We start from the raw sequence: 16,592 nt of genomic DNA on the forward strand, positions 1-16,592 counted from the left end.
GATGGTCACGCCGCTGATCGAACTCAGGCACATCCGCAAATCCTACGGTGGCGGCGACAGCCCTCAGGTCGACGTATTACGCGGTATCGACCTGGCGATTCACGCCGGCGAATTCGTGGCGATTGTCGGCGCGTCCGGCTCCGGCAAATCCACCTTGATGAATATCCTCGGCTGCCTCGACCGTCCCACCTCGGGCGAGTACCTGTTCGCCGGGGAAAACGTCGCACACCTGGACAGCGACGCCCTGGCCTGGCTGCGCCGCGAAGCGTTCGGTTTCGTGTTCCAGGGCTATCACCTGATCCCGTCCGGCTCGGCCCAGGAAAATGTGGAAATGCCGGCGATCTACGCCGGTATCAGCGCCGCCGAGCGACATGCCAGGGCCAATGCTCTGCTCACGCGCCTGGGGCTGGCCGAGCGTACCGGCAACCGCCCGCACCAGCTCTCCGGCGGCCAGCAGCAACGGGTGTCGATCGCCCGCGCATTGATGAACGGTGGGCATATCATCCTTGCCGACGAACCCACCGGCGCCCTTGACAGCCACAGCGGCGCCGAAGTGATGAGCCTGCTGGATGAATTGGCGGGCCAGGGCCACGTGGTGATCCTGATCACTCACGACCGCGAAGTCGCGGCGCGCGCCAACCGCATCATCGAGATTCGCGATGGCCTGATCATCAGCGATTCGGCATCCGCCCACGACACCGCGCCCGCCGCTACCCCTGGCGCTCTGCAAGCGGTGGACCTGCGCCAGCGCCTGGCCGACGGCGCCGAACATAACGGTGCCTGGAAAGCCGAGCTGGTGGACGCGGTGCAGGCAGCCTGGCGCGTGATGTGGATCAACCGCTTCCGCACCGCGCTGACCTTGCTCGGGATCATCATCGGCGTGGCCTCGGTGGTGGTAATGCTGGCCGTGGGCGAAGGCAGCAAGCGCCAGGTCATGGCGCAGATGGGCGCGTTCGGCTCCAACATTCTTTACCTGAGCGGCTCCTCGCCCAACCCGCGCACGCCGCTGGGCATCGTCAGCCTGGATGACGTGGCCGCGCTGGCGGCGCTGCCTCAGGTGCAGCGCATCATGCCGGTCAACGGCAGCGAGGCCGGGGTGCGTTATGGCAACGTCGACTACATGGCCTATGTTGGCGGCAACGACACCAACTTTCCCGAGATTTTCAACTGGCCGGTAGTCGAGGGCAGTTACTTCACGGCGGCCGACGAGCGCGCCGGCGCCACGGTGGCGGTGATCGGCCATCGGGTGCGTGAAAAACTGTTCAAGGGCCTGGTCGACCCGATCGGCCAATACATCCTGATCGAAAACGTGCCTTTCCAAGTCATCGGCGTGCTCGCGGAAAAAGGCGCCAGCTCCGGCAACAAAGACAGCGACGACCGCATCGCCATTCCCTACACCGCCGCCAGCGTGCGCCTGTTCGGCAGTTACAACCCGGAGTACGTGGTGATCGCCGCCGCCGACGCGCGCAAAGTGCGCGAAGCCGAACAGGCCATCGACCAGTTGATGCAGCGTCTGCACCACGGCAAGCGCGACTACGAACTGACCAACAACGCCGCAATGATCCAGGCCGAGGCACGCACTCAGAACACCCTGTCGCTGATGCTCGGCTCGATTGCGGCGATTTCCCTGCTGGTGGGCGGCATCGGCGTGATGAACATCATGCTCATGACGGTACGCGAACGCACCCGCGAGATCGGTATCCGCATGGCCACCGGCGCGCGTCAGCGCGACATCCTGCGCCAGTTCCTTACCGAGGCGGTGATGCTCTCGGTGGTCGGCGGCCTGTGTGGTATCGCCCTGGCCCTGCTGGTGGGCGGCGTGCTGGTGCTGGCCAAGGTGGCAGTGCAGTTTTCCCTGGTGGCGGTGCTCGGCGCATTCGGCTGCGCATTGGTCACCGGCGTCGTATTCGGCTTTATGCCGGCCCGTAAAGCTGCCCGGCTCGATCCGGTTAAGGCATTGACCAGTGAATAAACCCTATGTCCCCTCACACCTGTGCGTACTCAGCCTGTGCCTGCTGATCAGCGCCTGCGCAGGCCGGCCGCCCAGCATCGACCGCGGTATCGTGCCGCCCGCCGCCTGGCAATACGCCGAACGCGATGCCGCCCAAAGCGTGAACGCCCAGTGGTGGACACGGTTCGGCAGTGCGCCGCTCAATCGCCTGATCGAACAGGCGCGCCGCGACAGTTTCGACGTGGCCGCCGCCATGGCACGGGTGCGTCAGGCCCAGGCCAGCGCGGTGATCGCCGGCGCGCCGTTGCTGCCGGAGGTGAAGGCCAACCTCACCACCAGCCATCAGAAGTTACTGCGTGGCGCAGGCGGCCCGGACCTCGACGCCAGCGAGAGCGACGATGCGGTGAACAACTTCGGCGCCAACCTGACCGCCAGCTACGAGGTAGACTTCTGGGGCGGTCGCGCCGCCGCCCGCGACAGCGCTCTGCACAGCCTGCGGGCCAGCGAATTCGACCAGGCCACCGTGGAGCTGACCCTGCTCGGCAACGTCGCCGACCGCTACGCGCAAACCCTTGCCGGCGACCAGCGCCGACACATCGCCGAGTTGAACCTGGCCAATGCGCGCAATGTGCTTGCGCTGGTGCAAACCCGCTATGACGCGGGCTCCGCCACGGCTCTGGAATTGGCCCAGCAAAAAAGCCTGGTGGCCGGCCAGCAACGCCAACTGCCGCTGATTGCGCAACAGGCCGAAGAGTCGCGCATCACCCTCGCCGCCCTACTGGGCCAACCCGTGCAGGCCCTGGACCTGGGCACCGAGCCCTTCCAGGCGCTGACGTGGCCGAGCATCGGCGCCGGCCTGCCCAGCCAATTGCTCAGTCGCCGCCCGGACATCGCCAAGGCCGAAGCGCAACTGGCGGCGGCGCAGGCGGACGTGACCGTGGCCCGCGCCGCCCTGCTGCCCGCCATCACCCTTGGCGCCACCTTGGGTTCCGACGCCTACAAGGCCATCGACGTGCTGCGCAGCCCCTACTACACACTGACCGCCGGGCTGGTGGCGCCGATCTTCAACAACGGCCGTTTAAGCGCTGAACGCGATAAGGCCCGCGCGCGCCAGGATGAACTGCTGCAGACCTATCGCGGCACGCTCATCAACGGTTTTGCCGACGTGGAAAAAGCCCTCAGCGGCATCACCCGCCTCGACCAGCAGCGCCAATGGCAGGAGGAAGAATTGCAACAGGCGCAGACCGCGTTCCAGATCGCCCAGCAACGCTACCAGGCCGGGGCCGCCGACTGGCTGACCGTACTCGAAACCCAGCGCACCCTGTACGCGGCCCAGGACCTGAACGTGCAACTGCGGCTGTCACGCCTGCAGGCCAGCATCGCGTTGTACAAGGCATTGGGTGGCGGCTGGAAAACCGACATCTGATAAACAAAACTCCACTTTCGTACGCGAGGCGTCTGTTAGCCCTACATTCCTGGCCTTGAGGTCCTTGGTAAAAAAGCCGTTATCACACGGCTGCCCCGGACCTCCTGATGACTGTCGTAAAACACTTGGCGTGCGGCGGCCTCTGGCTGCTGGCGAGCCTGGCCGCCGCCGAGCCGCTGATCAAACCCACCGCCATCGATTGGTTGCTGGACTGCCCGCTGCCTTCGGCTGACCGCCTGGCCGCCGACGTGGTGGAACGCACTCAGTGCGGCAGCGTATCGGTCCCCCGCGACTACGCGGCGCCTCGACAAGGCACTCTGCGCCTGTACGTGACCCGTGTCGGCGCGCGCCAACCGCTGAGTCGCCAGGGCGTAATCTTCGTGCACGCGGGCCTGCCACCGCCAAAGAACGGCGTCGGCACTTTTGCTCTCCAACTGGCCAGTCGCTGGAGCGCCAACGCCACACAGGCCTATCGCAGCCTGCTTGAGCGCTACGACGTCGTCGAACTCAGCGCGCGCGCCCTGGACCAGACCACCCAGGTGGAATACGCCGCGCGCGACATGGAGTATGTACGCGACGAACTCGGCGATGCTCAGCTGTATTACCTGGGCAACGCCGACGCCACTCGGCTGGGCAACCGCTATGCCGTGCTGTTCCCCGAACGCGTAGCGCGCATGGTCTTGGTCAACGCCGACGCCGACGACATCGGCACGCCGCTGGTGGACCTCCTGCGTCTAAAGGACCCTGCAAAAGCCGATGCTGGCAGTTGCGTTTACCGATGGGTCGGTGAATTCCTGGCCTACGGCAAACAACCCCCATCGTTCACGCGATGCCTGCCAATGAGTGACTGGCCTTAGATAACCGTTTGCGACCTGCTGCGACCGAAAACGACCTCGCGCATTGACGCTCCGGCCGGATCGTTATTAAGTGCTATTTATCCGCATTAATACGATAAATCGCCCACATGCTCAGCCGTCCGCTACGCCGCAAACGCCAGAAGCTGTCCGATGTGATTGTCGAATCGGTCAAGCGCTCCATCGTCACCGACGCTTTGAAGCCGGGCGATCGCCTGCCCACCGAGCGTGAGCTGATGGAGAGCTTCCAATGCTCGAAGGGCTCGGCCCGCGAAGCGCTCAAGGCTCTGGAGGTCGAAGGTCTGGTCAGCACCCGCACCGGCCCCAGCGGCGGTGCGTACCTGAACCAGGCGGGCACGGAACCTGCCAGCCGCGCATTGCGTAACTACCTGCATTTTCAACATTTGGACGGCGAGCAGGTGTACCAGTTACGCAAGGTCATCGAGGTGGAACTGGCGGTGTCGGTGTTGGGCCGCCTGAGTGAAGACGACTTCCAGGCCCTGCAGGACAACGTGGATTTTTGCAGTGCGCCGGAAGACAGCGAAGCCGGCCAGCGCGAACAGCGCCTGGCGGAATTGGAGTTCCACACCCTGCTGGCCAAGGCTTGCCCCAACCCGTTGCTGAGTTTTATGGCGCAGTTTCTCAATGACCTGCTACGTGACCTGGTGGTGCTGAAAAAAGCCTACAAGCCCAAGCGCAAGCAGTTCGATGCGGCCAACCTCGATTATCACAAACAGCTGTTGATCGCCTTTCGCGCCGGGGATGAGCGCGCGGTGCGCAGCTTGATGCACGAACACATGTGCGACGCCGAACACCATATGACCGCGCTGGAAGGCCAGGTCAGCCCGCACTTTCTTTTGGAGTTCGATCACTCCTAAAAAAACTTCGATCAAGGTGCGCTGGGTTTGCCCTCGCACACTGTGACCACGGTCCATGCTCGCCCCAATAACAGGCCTGCCCACAGGCCCCAGCTTCACCGTATCGCCCTTGCCGCTCCTGCCAATAACTAAACCAGGGAGTCACCCCATGCAGCGTCGTACGTTATTGAAAGCCAGCCTCACCGCCGCCGCCGCCCTCAGCCTCCCGCTGAGCGTGCGGTCGGCATTTGCCGCCGAGCCCTTTACCTTTTACGGCCTCAAGTCCATGTCCGGCGCCTTCGCCAGCTATGGCAAGTTTGCCGACATGGGTTCGCGCCTGGCGGTGGAGCAGTATCCCGAACTGCTCGGTCGGCCGTTGAACTACAAGGTCATCGACACCGAAGGCAATGCCGGCAAAGCGGTACGCAAGGTGCAGGAGGCCATCCAGCAGGACGGCGCGCGATTCTTCCAGGGCTGCACCTTGTCATCCTCGGCCCTTGCGGTGGCCAAGGAAGTCGACAAGGTTGGCGGCGTGTTCATGACTCCGGTGGGCGCCGATGAAGTCACCGGCAAGGACTGCAACAAAGCGACGTTCCGCTGGTCGGTGCCCACCTACGGCGCGATCCGCGAAACCCTGCTGCCGCTGATCAAGCTGCTGCCCGAGGCCAAGCGCTGGTACACCATCACCCCGCAGTACGTGTTTGGCGAAGCGTTGCTTGAAGGCGCCAGGACCGTGCTCAAAGAGAATGGCCTGGAGCATGTGGGCAACAGCTACCACTCGCTGCAGGAACAGGAGTTCTCCGGCTACCTGACCAACGCCATCTCGACCAAACCCGACGTACTGGTGCTGCTCAACTTCGGCAGCCAGTCGTCCAACACCCTGCGCCAGGCGGTGAACTTCGGCATCAAGGAGCGTATGAAAGTGCTGCTGGTGTGGTCCGCCGGCCTCGACCAATTCCAGGAATTGGGCAGCGATGTGCTCGAAGGCGTGTACCTCGGCGCCCAGTACTGGCATCAGGTCGACACCCCGCTCAACCGCGAGCTGGTCAAACTGACGAAAGCCAAATACGGCATCAACCCCACCTACCCGCTGGCCGCCGACTACATCAGCACCAAGGTCATGCTCGACACCATCATCGCCACCGGCAGCTTCGATGGGCCGACCGTGGCCAAGGCCATGCAGGGCCTGAGTTTCGATGGCCCGACCGGCAAGGAGTCGATCCGCGCCGGCGACCACCAGGTGATCAAGGACTACTACCTGTTGATCGGCAAGCCCGCCAGCGAGATGGCCGACAAGGACGACCTGGCCAACGTACTCAGTGCCGGCCAATCGTTCCCGCCGGTCGACGCCACAGGCTGCGCGCTCGCCTGATCCTGACCAGTCAAACGCGACAGGGCCGCCCCCGCGGCCAGCTGTCCGAGGGTTTCTGCATGCTTAATCTTTACCTGTTCCAGATACTCAACGGCCTGGGGTTGGGGATGATCTACTTCCTGATCGCGGTGGGGCTGACGATCATTTTCGGCCTGCTCAACTTCGTCAACTTCGCCCACGGTGCGTTTTTTCTGCTGGGCGCCTACATCTGCTACACCGCCGTGAGCCTGACCGGCAATTTCTGGCTGGCATTACTGATCGCACCGCTGGTGGTGGCCGCACTGGCCTGGGTCATCGAGCGGGTGTTGATCCAGCGCATTTATCACCTGCCCCACATGTTCCAGATCCTGGTGACCCTGGGTATTGCGCTGATCATCCAGGAGGCGAGCGTGATGATCTGGGGCCCGGTGGGCAAAAGCGTCGCCGTGCCGGAGCTGTTGCGCGGGGTGCTGGTGGTGGGTGATTTTGTCTACCCCTACTACCGCCTGTTTCTCATCGTGTTTTCCGCGTTGGTGGGCCTGGGCCTGTGGCTGCTGCTGGAGCGCACGCGCTTCGGCGCCCTGGTGCGCGCCGGCAGTGAAAGCACCGAGACCGTGTCGCTGCTCGGCACCAATATTTTCCGTTTGTTCTCCATGACCTTCGCCCTCGGCGTGGGCCTGGCCGGTATGGCCGGTGTGCTGTTCGCGCCATTGCGCGGCGCGCAGCCGTTCGTGGGCCCGGAGATTCTGGGCATCGCCTTCGTGGTGGTGGTGATCGGCGGCATGGGCTCATTCAGCGGCGCGCTGGTCGGCGGTTTGCTGGTGGGCGTGGTGCAAAGCCTGATGACCACACTCTGGCCCCAGGGCGCGAGTCTGATGATCTACGGCGCCATGGCCGCGGTGATTCTGGTACGTCCTTACGGCCTGTTCGGGAGAGCCTGACATGAGCGAGAAAAACCCCCTGCCGTTTGCCAGGACCCAGTCGCGGGCCATGCTGCTGTGGGTGCTGGCGGTGCTGATCGGCCTGCCGTTGATATTGCCCTCGGCGACCCTGGCCACCGAGATCCTGATCTTTGCCATGGCCGCCCTGGCCTGCAACCTGCTGCTGGGCTACACCGGGCTGTTGTCATTCGGCCAAGGCATCTTCTTCGGTGCTGGCGCGTATTGCGCGGCATTGCTGATGATCCACCTGCACCTGGGCCTGTTCAGCGCGCTGCTCGGTGCCGCCGTCGTCGGTGGTTTCCTGGCGTTGCTGGTCGGTGCCCTGGCGATTCGGCGTACCGGCATTTACTTCGTAATGCTCACGTTGGCATTCAGTCAGATGGCCTACTTTGTGGCCTACACCTTGAGCGACTGGACCGGTGGCGACAACGGCCTGCTCAGCGTGCCGCGCCCGGAGATTCGCCTGGGTGACACTGTGCTGCTGTCGCTGGCCGACGCCCGTGCGTTCTATGCTTTTGTGGCGGTGCTGTTCCTGCTGATTTTCATCGGCGCCCGTCGGGTCATCGCTTCGCCGTTCGGCAGCACGCTGATGGCGATCCGTGAAAACGAAACCCGCGCCTCGGCCATCGGCTACGACACGCGGCACTTCAAAATTCTGGTGTTCGTGCTGTCCGGCGCGGTCACCGGGATTGCCGGCGCGTTGTACGCCATGCTGCTGCACTTTGTGCCGTTGTCGAATATCGACCTGGCGATGTCCGAAAACATCCTGATCATGACCATCGTCGGCGGCACCGGCTCGTTATTCGGCTCGCTGCTGGGTGCCGGTTCCATCGTGCTGCTGGGGGACTTCCTGTCCGACCTGTGGCCACGCTGGCTGATGCTGCTGGGGGTGATCCTGATCCTGGTGGTGATCTTCATGCGCGGCGGTTTGTGGGGCGGCCTGGCCTCGCTGTTCGACAAAGTACGCGGCAGCCGCAAGGCCGGTGTCGTGGTCAAGGAGGACGTGTTATGAGCATCCTGCTGGAAACCCAAGACCTGGAACTGGCCTACGGCGCATTCCGTGCCGTGAACGGCGTGAACCTCAAGGTCGAAGCCGGCACCATCCACACCATCATCGGCCCCAACGGCGCGGGCAAGACCAGCCTGTTCCACTGCCTGACAGGCGAACGCCAGGCCACGGCCGGGGCGATTCATTTCGACGGCGGCAACCTGATGCGCAAGCCGGCCCACGCCCGGGTGGGCCTGGGCATGGCGCGCTCGTTCCAGCTCACCAGCCTGTTCCAGAACCTCAGCGTGCGTGAAAACCTGCGCCTCGCTGCCCAGGGCCGCGACGGTGCGCGCGCACTGAATTTCTGGCGCCACGTAGACAGCAAACGCGAACACCTGGAGATGGCCGACCAGGTGCTGGAGCGCCTGCAACTCAGCGCCCGCACCGATGCCCTGGCCGGCGAGTTGTCCCACGGCCAGCAGCGGGTGCTGGAGGTGGGCATGTCGATCTGCTCCAAACCCAAACTGTTGATGCTCGACGAGCCCACCTCGGGCATGGGCATCGATGACATCCCGATCATGACCCAATTGATCAGCGACCTTGGCCGCGACCATACGGTGCTGTTGATCGAACACAACATGAGCATTGTCATGTCCATCAGCCAACGCATTACCGTGATGAGCCACGGGCAGATTCTGGTGGAAGGCACGCCGGAGTTCGTGCGCGCCGATGAACGTGTGCGCAGTGCTTATCTTGGGGAGGCTGCCTGATGCTGATCGTCGAGAATATCCATTCCTACTACGACAAAAGCCACGTGCTCGAAGGCGTGTCGCTGAAGGTCAACCCCGGCGAACTGGTGACGCTGCTCGGGCGCAACGGCGCCGGCAAGACCACCACGCTGCGCAGCATCCTTGGGATTATTTGTCCGCGCCAGGGCCAGATCCACTTCAACGGTCAGGCGCTGGTGGGCCGGAAAATCTTCGAGATCGCGCGCCAGGGACTGGCGCTGGTGCCGGAGAACCGTGGGATTTTCCGGCTGCTCAGCGTCGAGGAAAACCTGCGCATCGCCGTCCGCAAGACCAGCCGCTGGCAGCTCGAAGACGTGTACGGCATGTTCCCGCGTCTCAAGGAGCGGCGCAAAAACGCCGGCCACGCGTTGTCCGGCGGCGAGCAACAGATGCTTGCCATCGCCCGCGCTCTGCTCAACGACCCCAAGCTGCTGATCCTCGACGAACCCACCGAAGGCCTGGCTCCGGTGATCGTCGACGAACTGGTAAAGATCCTGCGCAAGGTCAAGGACGACGGCCTGCCGGTGTTGCTGGTGGAACAAAACCTGATGGTCTGCGACAAGCTCGCCGACCGCCATTACGTGCTCGAACAGGGCCGCGTGGTCTATGAGGGCAGCTCCGAAGCCTTCCGCGCCGACCCGAGCATCAAAAACCGTTACCTGGCCCTGAGCGCCTGACCGGAGAGTGCCCATGAACAGCTTTGCACAACCGCTTCAGAGCAATGCCCCGCTGATCAACCGCGACCGCTTGTGGCAGTCGCTGATGGACCTGGCCCGCCTCGGCGCCACCGCCAAAGGCGGCGTGTGTCGCCTGGCCCTGACCGACCTCGACCGCCAGGCCCGCGACCTGTTTGTACAGTGGTGCGAAGACGCCGGGTGCAGCGTGACCGTCGACGCTATCGGCAACATCTTCGCGCGCCGCCCCGGTCGCAATCCGGAGCTGCCGCCGGTGATGACCGGCAGCCACATCGACACCCAACCCACCGGCGGCAAGTTCGATGGCTGCTACGGAGTGATGGCGGGCCTGGAAGTGGTCCGCACCCTCAATGATTTGAACATCGAAACCCAGGCGCCGATCGAAGTGGTGGTGTGGACCAATGAAGAAGGCTCGCGCTTCCCGCCATGCATGATGGGCTCCGGGGTATTTGCCGGTAAGTTCGACTTGCAGGACACCCTCGACAAACGCGACGACCAGGGCCTGTCGGTGGGCGCCGAATTGCAGCGCATCGGCTACGCCGGCGCGCGCGCGGTGTCGGGCCACCCGGTCGGCGCGTATTTCGAAGCGCATATCGAGCAAGGCCCGGTGCTGGAAGATCAGGCCACCACCATTGGTGTGGTGATGGGTTGCCTGGGCCAGAAGTGGTTCGACCTGACCCTCACCGGCGTCGAGGCCCACGCCGGGCCGACCCCGATGCACCTGCGCAAGGACGCCCTGGTGGGCGCCGCCGAGGTGGTCAGCGCGGTCAACCGTATCGCCCATCAGCACCAGCCTCACGCCTGCGGCACGGTCGGTTGCCTGAGCCTGCATCCGGGTTCACGCAATGTGATTCCCGGCCAGGTGCACATGACCCTCGACCTGCGCCACCTGCATGCCGACAAATTGCAGGCCATGGTCGAGGAAGTGCGCCGCGTAATCGACGCCACGGCCGCCCGGCACGGGTTGATGGTTGAGCTGACGCCCACCGCCGATTTTCCACCGTTGGACTTCGACCTGGCCTGCGTCAATGCCGTGCGCGAGGCAGCCCAGGCGTTGGGTTTGAGCCATATGGATATTGTCAGCGGCGCCGGGCACGACGCGATTTTCGTCGCCGAACTGGGCCCGGCCGGGATGATCTTCGTGCCGTGCGAAGGCGGCATCAGCCACAACGAAATCGAAAACGCCGCCCCGAACGACCTGGCGGCCGGTTGCGCGGTGTTGCTGCGCGCCATGGTCAATGCGGCGCAGGGAGACAGGGCATGAGTGAGATAGGCCAACTGACAGCGGTGCAACTGCTGGAGCATTTCCGCAACAAGACCTTATCGCCGGTGGACGTTACCGAAGATGCGCTGCTGCGTATCGAACGCTACAACCCGACGGTCAACGCCTACTGCCATGTCGACCCCGAGGGCGCGCTACGCACCGCACGGGCGTCCGAGCAACGCTGGTTGAAGGGTGAGCCCTGCGGCGCCCTGGATGGCGTGCCCGCATCGATCAAAGACCTGACGCTGACCGTTGGCATGCCCACGCGCAAGGGCTCGCGCACCACATCCGCCGAAGGCCCCTGGGATGTCGACGCGCCGTTCCCGGCGTTCCTGCGCAAGGCCGGGGCGGTGCTGCTGGGCAAAACCACCACCCCGGAATTCGGCTGGAAAGGCGTCACCGACAACCCGCTGTATGGCATCACCCGCAACCCATGGGACACGCGCACCACGGCCGGCGGTTCATCCGGCGGCGCCGGCGCGGCGGCGGCATTGAACCTCGGGGTGCTGCACCAGGGCAGCGACGCGGGCGGCTCGATTCGCATCCCCTGCGCGTTTACCGGCACCTTCGGCATCAAGCCGACCTTCGGCTACGTGCCGCAATGGCCGGCGAGTTCCATGACCATCCTGTCGCACCTGGGCCCGATGACCCGCACCGTGGAAGACAGCGTGCTGATGTTGCAGGCCGTCGCGCGGCCGGACGCGCGGGATGGTTTGATCGGCGCGCCACGCAGCACGCCGTGGTTATCCGACGCCTTGGATTTGAAGGGCCTGCGTATCGCCTACAGCCCCGACTTCGGTTACATCGACGTGGACCCGCAAGTGGCCGAGGTGGTCGCACGAGCGGTTGAGGGCCTGGTGCAGTTGGGCGCCCATGTCGAACAGATCGACCCGGGCTTCAGTGACCCGCTGGACGTGTTCAGCACCTTGTGGGCCGCCGGCGCCGCGCGCTTGACCGGTTCGATGAGCGAGGCACAAAAACACCTGCTGGACCCTGGCCTGCTGCACATCGCGCAACGCGGCGAACGCTTGAGCCTGGATGATTTCAACACCGCCCTGGAAGCCCGCGCAGCGTTGGTGGCGCGAATGGCGGCGTTCCATCAGCACTACGACGTGCTGGTCTCGCCGATGCTGCCGATCACCGCGTTCGCCGCCGGGCATAACGTACCGCCCGGTTCAGGCATGCAGGAATGGACCGAGTGGACGCCGTTCACCTACGCCTTCAACCTCACCCAGCAACCGGCGGCGTCAGTTCCGTGTGGCCTGGCCGCCAATGGCCTGCCGGTGGGATTGCATGTGGTCGCGGCGCGGTTTGCCGATGAGCAGGTGTTAAGGGTTTGCCAAGTGTATGCGCGCGCATTTCCAACCCGACACTTGCAGGCTCCCAAAGCCGCCACACCCCAGGCCAACAGGTGAGAGGTGGCGTACCGCCTCGCACATTTTCTGATCGCATTCCAATGCCCTGCCCCTACAATGTCCTCCATTCATTCCTGGGGGCTTCATGGATATTGAACTGGCACGCACCTTCCTTGAAATCACCCGCTGCGGCAGCCTGGCCGCGGCGGCCGAGAAACTGCACGTTACCCAGACCGCCATCACCGCCCGCGTGAAAAACCTTGAAAGCCAGCTGGGCTGTACGCTGTTCGTGCGCAACCGTGCCGGGGCGCGACTGACCGCCGATGGCGAGGCCTTCGTGGTGTATGCCAACCAATTGCTGCAAACCTGGGAAGCCGCGCGGCGCGACCTGCCGTTGCCCGACGGCTATCGCAACGTGCTGCATATCGGCGGTGAGGTGAGCCTGTGCAACCCGCTGATGCTCGGCTGGGCCAAGGCCTTGCGCGAGCACATCCCCGGCCATGCCCTGCGCACGGAAATCCGCGAAGGCGAGTACCTGCTGCGCCAGCTGGAGCTGGGCGTGCTCGACGCCGCGCTGGTGTTCCAGCCCCACTATTGGCCGGGCTTGCAGGTGGAACAGGTCCTGGAAGAAAAACTGATCCTGGTGCAGTTGGCGAGCAAGCCCGAACCCTACGTCTATATCGATTGGGGCCCGGGGTTTCGCCAGCAGCATGACGCCGCCCTGCCCGAGCGTGCCCGCGCCGCCGTGAGCTTCAGCCTCGGGCCGCTGGCGCTGCAGTACATCCTGGAGAACGGCGGCGCCGGGTATTTCCGCACGCGGGTGGTGCAGAGCTATCTCGACAGTGGGGTGATGCAACGCGTGCCCAAGGCGCCGGAGTTCAGCTTTCCGACGTACCTGGTGTACGCACGGGCGCGGGATTCGTCGGTGCTGCAGCGCGCGCTGGAACTGCTGCGCGGGGTGGTCAAGGCCGAAGGGGATTGGTCGCAGCGCTGGGATCCACTGATTTAAACCCTCAGAAATTGGCGCAAAAAAAGGGGGCAGCCTGTGCAGGCTGCCCCCTTTTTCACTGTTGCATCACGATCAATGCACGATGGTCTGGGTGCAGATATGCCCCAGGCTGACGTACTGCACATTGTCACCGCCAACGCCTACCCCCGGGAACTCAGCCAGTTCGATGCGCCAGCCGCCTTGGTTGTACGTGGTGTCCCATTTGTACGGCACGCCGGTACTGCTGTCGTTGATGACCGTGTGGTAATCGCCGAAGCAGCTGCCGATATTCGCCGTGGCCGACGTTTCACCTGCGCTGTTGGTGGTGGCCGGATAATTGACCCAGCGGTAGTTGAAGTCGATGAAGTGATTGTCCACGCGCAGCACCGGAGTGACGCCCAGCAACGGCGCGCCGGTGGAGTCGGACCATTGCGTTTTCCAGTTCAGCACACGTGCCGTTTGCGTGGCCAGCGGCATTTCCGAGACCGGCACACGCACGATGTTGTCGCCCTTCACGTCGTGGGTATTGAGGCGTGGCGTAGAGCCCAGGCTCAGTTGGTACTGCTTGGTCGCGTCCTGCGCGACGTCGGGGTTGGCCCGTACGCGCACTTTGACCGTGGTGCCCGGCGCCACGCTGGGGTAGGTCGACGACGAACCGGCCGGTACCGTGATCCAATTGACCCCATCAAACCGGTCGAAGATCCACTGGTTGCGACTGCCGGTTTCATCACCGGCCAGGTACATGCTCACGCTCTGGCCGCGCACGGCCTTGAAGTCGAAGTAATCGACATCGTTGGCGTTGTCGAGGTTGCCGCTGACTTTGTTCATCGAGTCCGGCAGCACGAAGGCGGTCTGCGGCGTGTCGTTGGGTTCGTAGGCATCGATGTTGCTGTCTACGGCGACGCCAAAGCTGAACTGCCCGTTGCTGGCGGTATTGGCCACCATGTACCAGTAATAGTCCCCCGCCGGCAGCACGCCATTGAGGTATTCATCGGCGTTGCCGGCGGCATCCGAAGACCCGACCAGGCTCAGGTTGCCCTGGCCGTCATCCAGGAACAGGCTCAGCGACATGTCGGTGCCGGCGCTCTGGTTGACCAGTTGCACTTGAATACGCGCATTCTGCGGCAGGTTGAAGTGATAGGCGAACTCGTTGCCGGCCTGCACCCCGTCCACGCTGTACAGCGTGTTGATATCAAGCGTGGGGAACAACGGCTCGAACGCAGCAATGGCGGCGGCGCTCAATTCGGCCTGCGCCGGTTTTTTCAGTTCACCGACCACGGTGTCGAACGGTGCGGTTTTCACCGCCTGGGTCAGCGCCTTGGACTGGCCGGTCTTGGCGGCCTTGAGTTTTTGCTTGAGCAAGGCCGGAACCTTCGCCGCATCCAACTTGCCGCCGGGCTTGAGCGCCTTGTCGACCGCCTGCCGGACGGCCTGGGCAGTGAGTTTCTGAGGGGTTTGCTCCGCCAGGGCAAAGGCCGAAACAAAGCAGGAGGCCGCCATGGCCGCGCCGAGCATAAAGGCTTTTTTCGATTTCATTTTTTATCCATCCATAGTTAAAAACTGAAGGTCAGGTGACATCCGGTCACCTGGGATGGACTGTAGGACATGACTGTATGGATGTACAGTATTTTTTGAAAAAAATGTGGGAAATTTCAAATTTCAATGCCGCCCCATCTACGCCAGACAGCCCCGATGAGCAACGCGAGAGCCCAAATGTGGCACAGGCGATAGGGCCATACAGCCCAGCGTTTGAGAGCTAACGGAACGCAGCCCAACTCAGCCTCGGTCACAAGTCCTTTTTTCACATAGCGCTTTGGCATTGAGAGGATATCGATCATCAAACCCATGCGATGAAATCTGGCGAATCTCTGGTTACGTCCCCATTTACGTTTGTGCTCAAGAACCACTGTGTTCTTACTGAAATAACTCTCCAGCTCTTCCAGCTTTCTATGTTCGGCAAATAACATCAGTCCCAGGATGACGAACGTCAAAATAATCAACAGGGTGGCGTAGACGAAAAAAAGGTCCATGACTACGCATCTTCCGGTTGGAATATAAAAACACCATCGATTTCCATGATCTTTCCACCTATGAACCCACCGAAATCGCCAACTTCGCTACCTCCCACATACCCAGCCCCAGCACCTCCGATAATTGCGCAGGCCAGTCTGGCGTTACCTTTCAGAGAAACCCCCAACACCACATCGCAAGCACGGCGAGCAAATGCAGCCCCGTACTTCCCCCTAACAGCCGCCCCCGACACCGCCCCCACCAACCTCCCCGTCTCCACATACTTCGCCCTCCTGCACTGCGTCTCCCGCCCCGCCACACACGCCTCCTTGATTTCCAACCCCGCCACGCCCACATCCAGCGCCACCCCCAGGTAGGTCCCCTTGCCCAACCACTTCGACATCTGCGCAGTCTCCCGAATCCTTTGCGCATACCCGGCGATCTCACCCTTATGCAGATAGCTTTTGGTCGATATCCCCAGCACCTTTTTCAACGACTCATTGCCCTGCAAACCCGTGCCGAACCGCGCCGCGCCTTGCAGCTGCAGGTCCAGGCGGCGGAACAGGGCCTGGCGCTGCTGGATAAAGGCATCGCGGTCCAACGCGCCGTCTTTCAAGCGTTGATGCAAGCGTTCGATGTCTTCCAAGGTTTGCGCCACCTCATTCAGGTGCCGCGCCCAGGCCGATGTGGCGCTGCCGATGCCAATGGAGGTGGACGCCATGAAGCTCTGCAACAAGTCGTAGTTGCCGATCAAGGCCTTGCCGGTGGATGAGTTCATATCCAGGTGGCGTCGCACCTCTTGGGCATGTCGCATCAACCAGGCTTCCTCGCCCGAAAACTCACGCTGTGGGAATCGGGAATAATCACCAGTTGCCCCGGCGTGACCAGGCCGGGGCGCAGGTGCCGGTTCAACACATCAAAATGCTCGGAGCGTTGTCGGCTCGGGGCGCTGCCCATCAGGCGCGATTTCAAGCTGTGGTAGTCCGTGGTGCGGTCGTTGATATAGCTCTGCGCCATGCCCTACATCCGGGATGCAAAGAAGATGGCGTGGAAATATAAGCAAGCGCCTGGGGCCCGGACACAAGCGCAAGTGGGGTCATTAACATTTGGGAAGTTGCCTACTT

General features: G+C 63.1%; 14 protein-coding genes and 1 pseudogene. 12 read left to right on the plus strand and 3 right to left on the minus strand.

Annotated elements, in window-relative coordinates:
- Position 1 precedes the first annotated feature (1 nt).
- The 12 genes from PSH94_RS16100 to PSH94_RS16155 all read left to right on the plus strand — a co-directional run bounded on the left by PSH94_RS16100 (position 2) and on the right by PSH94_RS16155 (position 13,479).
- The gene (locus PSH94_RS16100; RefSeq protein WP_305435250.1) at positions 2–1,972 is read left to right on the plus strand and encodes a MacB family efflux pump subunit; all 1,971 of its coding nucleotides are present in this window, start codon (positions 2–4) and stop codon (positions 1,970–1,972) included.
- Positions 1,965–3,377 carry an efflux transporter outer membrane subunit gene (locus PSH94_RS16105; RefSeq protein WP_305435252.1) on the plus strand — a complete coding sequence of 471 codons (1,413 nt, stop codon included), beginning with the start codon at positions 1,965–1,967 and terminating at the stop codon, positions 3,375–3,377. The genes PSH94_RS16100 and PSH94_RS16105 overlap by 8 nt, the downstream gene beginning before the upstream one ends.
- A gap of 107 nt (positions 3,378–3,484) precedes the next feature.
- Complete coding sequence (locus PSH94_RS16110) at positions 3,485–4,234, plus strand: alpha/beta fold hydrolase (protein ID WP_305435254.1); 750 nt, start codon at positions 3,485–3,487, stop codon at positions 4,232–4,234.
- A gap of 107 nt (positions 4,235–4,341) precedes the next feature.
- Positions 4,342–5,109 carry a FadR/GntR family transcriptional regulator gene (locus PSH94_RS16115; RefSeq protein WP_181081803.1) on the plus strand — a complete coding sequence of 256 codons (768 nt, stop codon included), beginning with the start codon at positions 4,342–4,344 and terminating at the stop codon, positions 5,107–5,109.
- Positions 5,110–5,257: 148 nt separating this feature from the next.
- Positions 5,258–6,460, plus strand: a complete 1,203-nt coding sequence (locus PSH94_RS16120; protein WP_305435256.1) for an ABC transporter substrate-binding protein — start codon at positions 5,258–5,260, stop codon at positions 6,458–6,460.
- A gap of 59 nt (positions 6,461–6,519) precedes the next feature.
- Entirely contained in the window at positions 6,520–7,380 is an 861-nt protein-coding gene (locus PSH94_RS16125; protein ID WP_181081805.1) for a branched-chain amino acid ABC transporter permease, read from the plus strand.
- A gap of 1 nt (position 7,381) precedes the next feature.
- A complete protein-coding gene (locus tag PSH94_RS16130; protein WP_253508430.1) occupies positions 7,382–8,392 on the plus strand; it encodes a branched-chain amino acid ABC transporter permease in 1,011 nt (336 codons plus the stop codon).
- Complete coding sequence (locus PSH94_RS16135) at positions 8,389–9,138, plus strand: ABC transporter ATP-binding protein (protein WP_305435260.1); 750 nt, start codon at positions 8,389–8,391, stop codon at positions 9,136–9,138. Before PSH94_RS16130 ends, PSH94_RS16135 begins: the two co-directional genes overlap by 4 nt.
- Entirely contained in the window at positions 9,138–9,833 is a 696-nt protein-coding gene (locus PSH94_RS16140; protein ID WP_305435262.1) for an ABC transporter ATP-binding protein, read from the plus strand. Before PSH94_RS16135 ends, PSH94_RS16140 begins: the two co-directional genes overlap by 1 nt.
- A 13-nt stretch (positions 9,834–9,846) precedes the next feature.
- Positions 9,847–11,115: a Zn-dependent hydrolase gene (locus tag PSH94_RS16145; protein ID WP_266246050.1), complete on the plus strand. Its 1,269-nt coding sequence runs from the start codon at positions 9,847–9,849 to the stop codon at positions 11,113–11,115.
- Positions 11,112–12,530, plus strand: a complete 1,419-nt coding sequence (locus tag PSH94_RS16150; RefSeq protein ID WP_305435264.1) for an amidase — start codon at positions 11,112–11,114, stop codon at positions 12,528–12,530. The genes PSH94_RS16145 and PSH94_RS16150 overlap by 4 nt, the downstream gene beginning before the upstream one ends.
- An 85-nt stretch (positions 12,531–12,615) precedes the next feature.
- Positions 12,616–13,479 carry a LysR family transcriptional regulator gene (locus PSH94_RS16155; protein ID WP_181081811.1) on the plus strand — a complete coding sequence of 288 codons (864 nt, stop codon included), beginning with the start codon at positions 12,616–12,618 and terminating at the stop codon, positions 13,477–13,479.
- Between the two features lie 72 nt (positions 13,480–13,551).
- Here the strand turns inward: PSH94_RS16155 and PSH94_RS16160 are convergent, their stop codons facing one another.
- From PSH94_RS16160 to PSH94_RS16170, 3 genes and pseudogenes are all read right to left on the minus strand, one after another.
- Positions 13,552–14,994, minus strand: coding sequence for a hypothetical protein (locus tag PSH94_RS16160; RefSeq protein WP_266246054.1), 1,443 nt, complete (start codon positions 14,992–14,994; stop codon positions 13,552–13,554).
- A 116-nt stretch (positions 14,995–15,110) separates the two neighbouring features.
- Entirely contained in the window at positions 15,111–15,488 is a 378-nt protein-coding gene (locus PSH94_RS16165; protein ID WP_181081813.1) for a hypothetical protein, read from the minus strand.
- Positions 15,489–15,490: 2 nt separating this feature from the next.
- Positions 15,491–16,485 (minus strand): annotated as a pseudogene (locus PSH94_RS16170) (hypothetical protein).
- Positions 16,486–16,592 lie beyond the last annotated feature (107 nt).

This window comes from Pseudomonas sp. FP2254 (genome assembly GCF_030687695.1).
Classification (GTDB): Bacteria; Pseudomonadota; Gammaproteobacteria; order Pseudomonadales; family Pseudomonadaceae; genus Aquipseudomonas; species Aquipseudomonas quebecensis.

Bases quoted from the DNA above. Each gene is read 5' to 3' on its own strand.
- PSH94_RS16100 (WP_305435250.1), top strand. From the start codon at position 2: ATGGTCACGCCGCTGATCGAACTCAGGCACATCCGCAAATCCTACGGT.
- PSH94_RS16110 (WP_305435254.1), top strand. From the start codon at position 3,485: ATGACTGTCGTAAAACACTTGGCGTGCGGCGGCCTCTGGCTGCTGGCG.
- PSH94_RS16115 (WP_181081803.1), top strand. From the start codon at position 4,342: ATGCTCAGCCGTCCGCTACGCCGCAAACGCCAGAAGCTGTCCGATGTG.
- PSH94_RS16120 (WP_305435256.1), top strand. From the start codon at position 5,258: ATGCAGCGTCGTACGTTATTGAAAGCCAGCCTCACCGCCGCCGCCGCC.
- PSH94_RS16125 (WP_181081805.1), top strand. From the start codon at position 6,520: ATGCTTAATCTTTACCTGTTCCAGATACTCAACGGCCTGGGGTTGGGG.
- PSH94_RS16130 (WP_253508430.1), top strand. From the start codon at position 7,382: ATGAGCGAGAAAAACCCCCTGCCGTTTGCCAGGACCCAGTCGCGGGCC.
- PSH94_RS16135 (WP_305435260.1), top strand. From the start codon at position 8,389: ATGAGCATCCTGCTGGAAACCCAAGACCTGGAACTGGCCTACGGCGCA.
- PSH94_RS16140 (WP_305435262.1), top strand. From the start codon at position 9,138: ATGCTGATCGTCGAGAATATCCATTCCTACTACGACAAAAGCCACGTG.
- PSH94_RS16145 (WP_266246050.1), top strand. From the start codon at position 9,847: ATGAACAGCTTTGCACAACCGCTTCAGAGCAATGCCCCGCTGATCAAC.
- PSH94_RS16150 (WP_305435264.1), top strand. From the start codon at position 11,112: ATGAGTGAGATAGGCCAACTGACAGCGGTGCAACTGCTGGAGCATTTC.
- PSH94_RS16155 (WP_181081811.1), top strand. From the start codon at position 12,616: ATGGATATTGAACTGGCACGCACCTTCCTTGAAATCACCCGCTGCGGC.
- PSH94_RS16160 (WP_266246054.1), bottom strand. From the start codon at position 14,994: ATGAAATCGAAAAAAGCCTTTATGCTCGGCGCGGCCATGGCGGCCTCC.
- PSH94_RS16165 (WP_181081813.1), bottom strand. From the start codon at position 15,488: ATGGACCTTTTTTTCGTCTACGCCACCCTGTTGATTATTTTGACGTTC.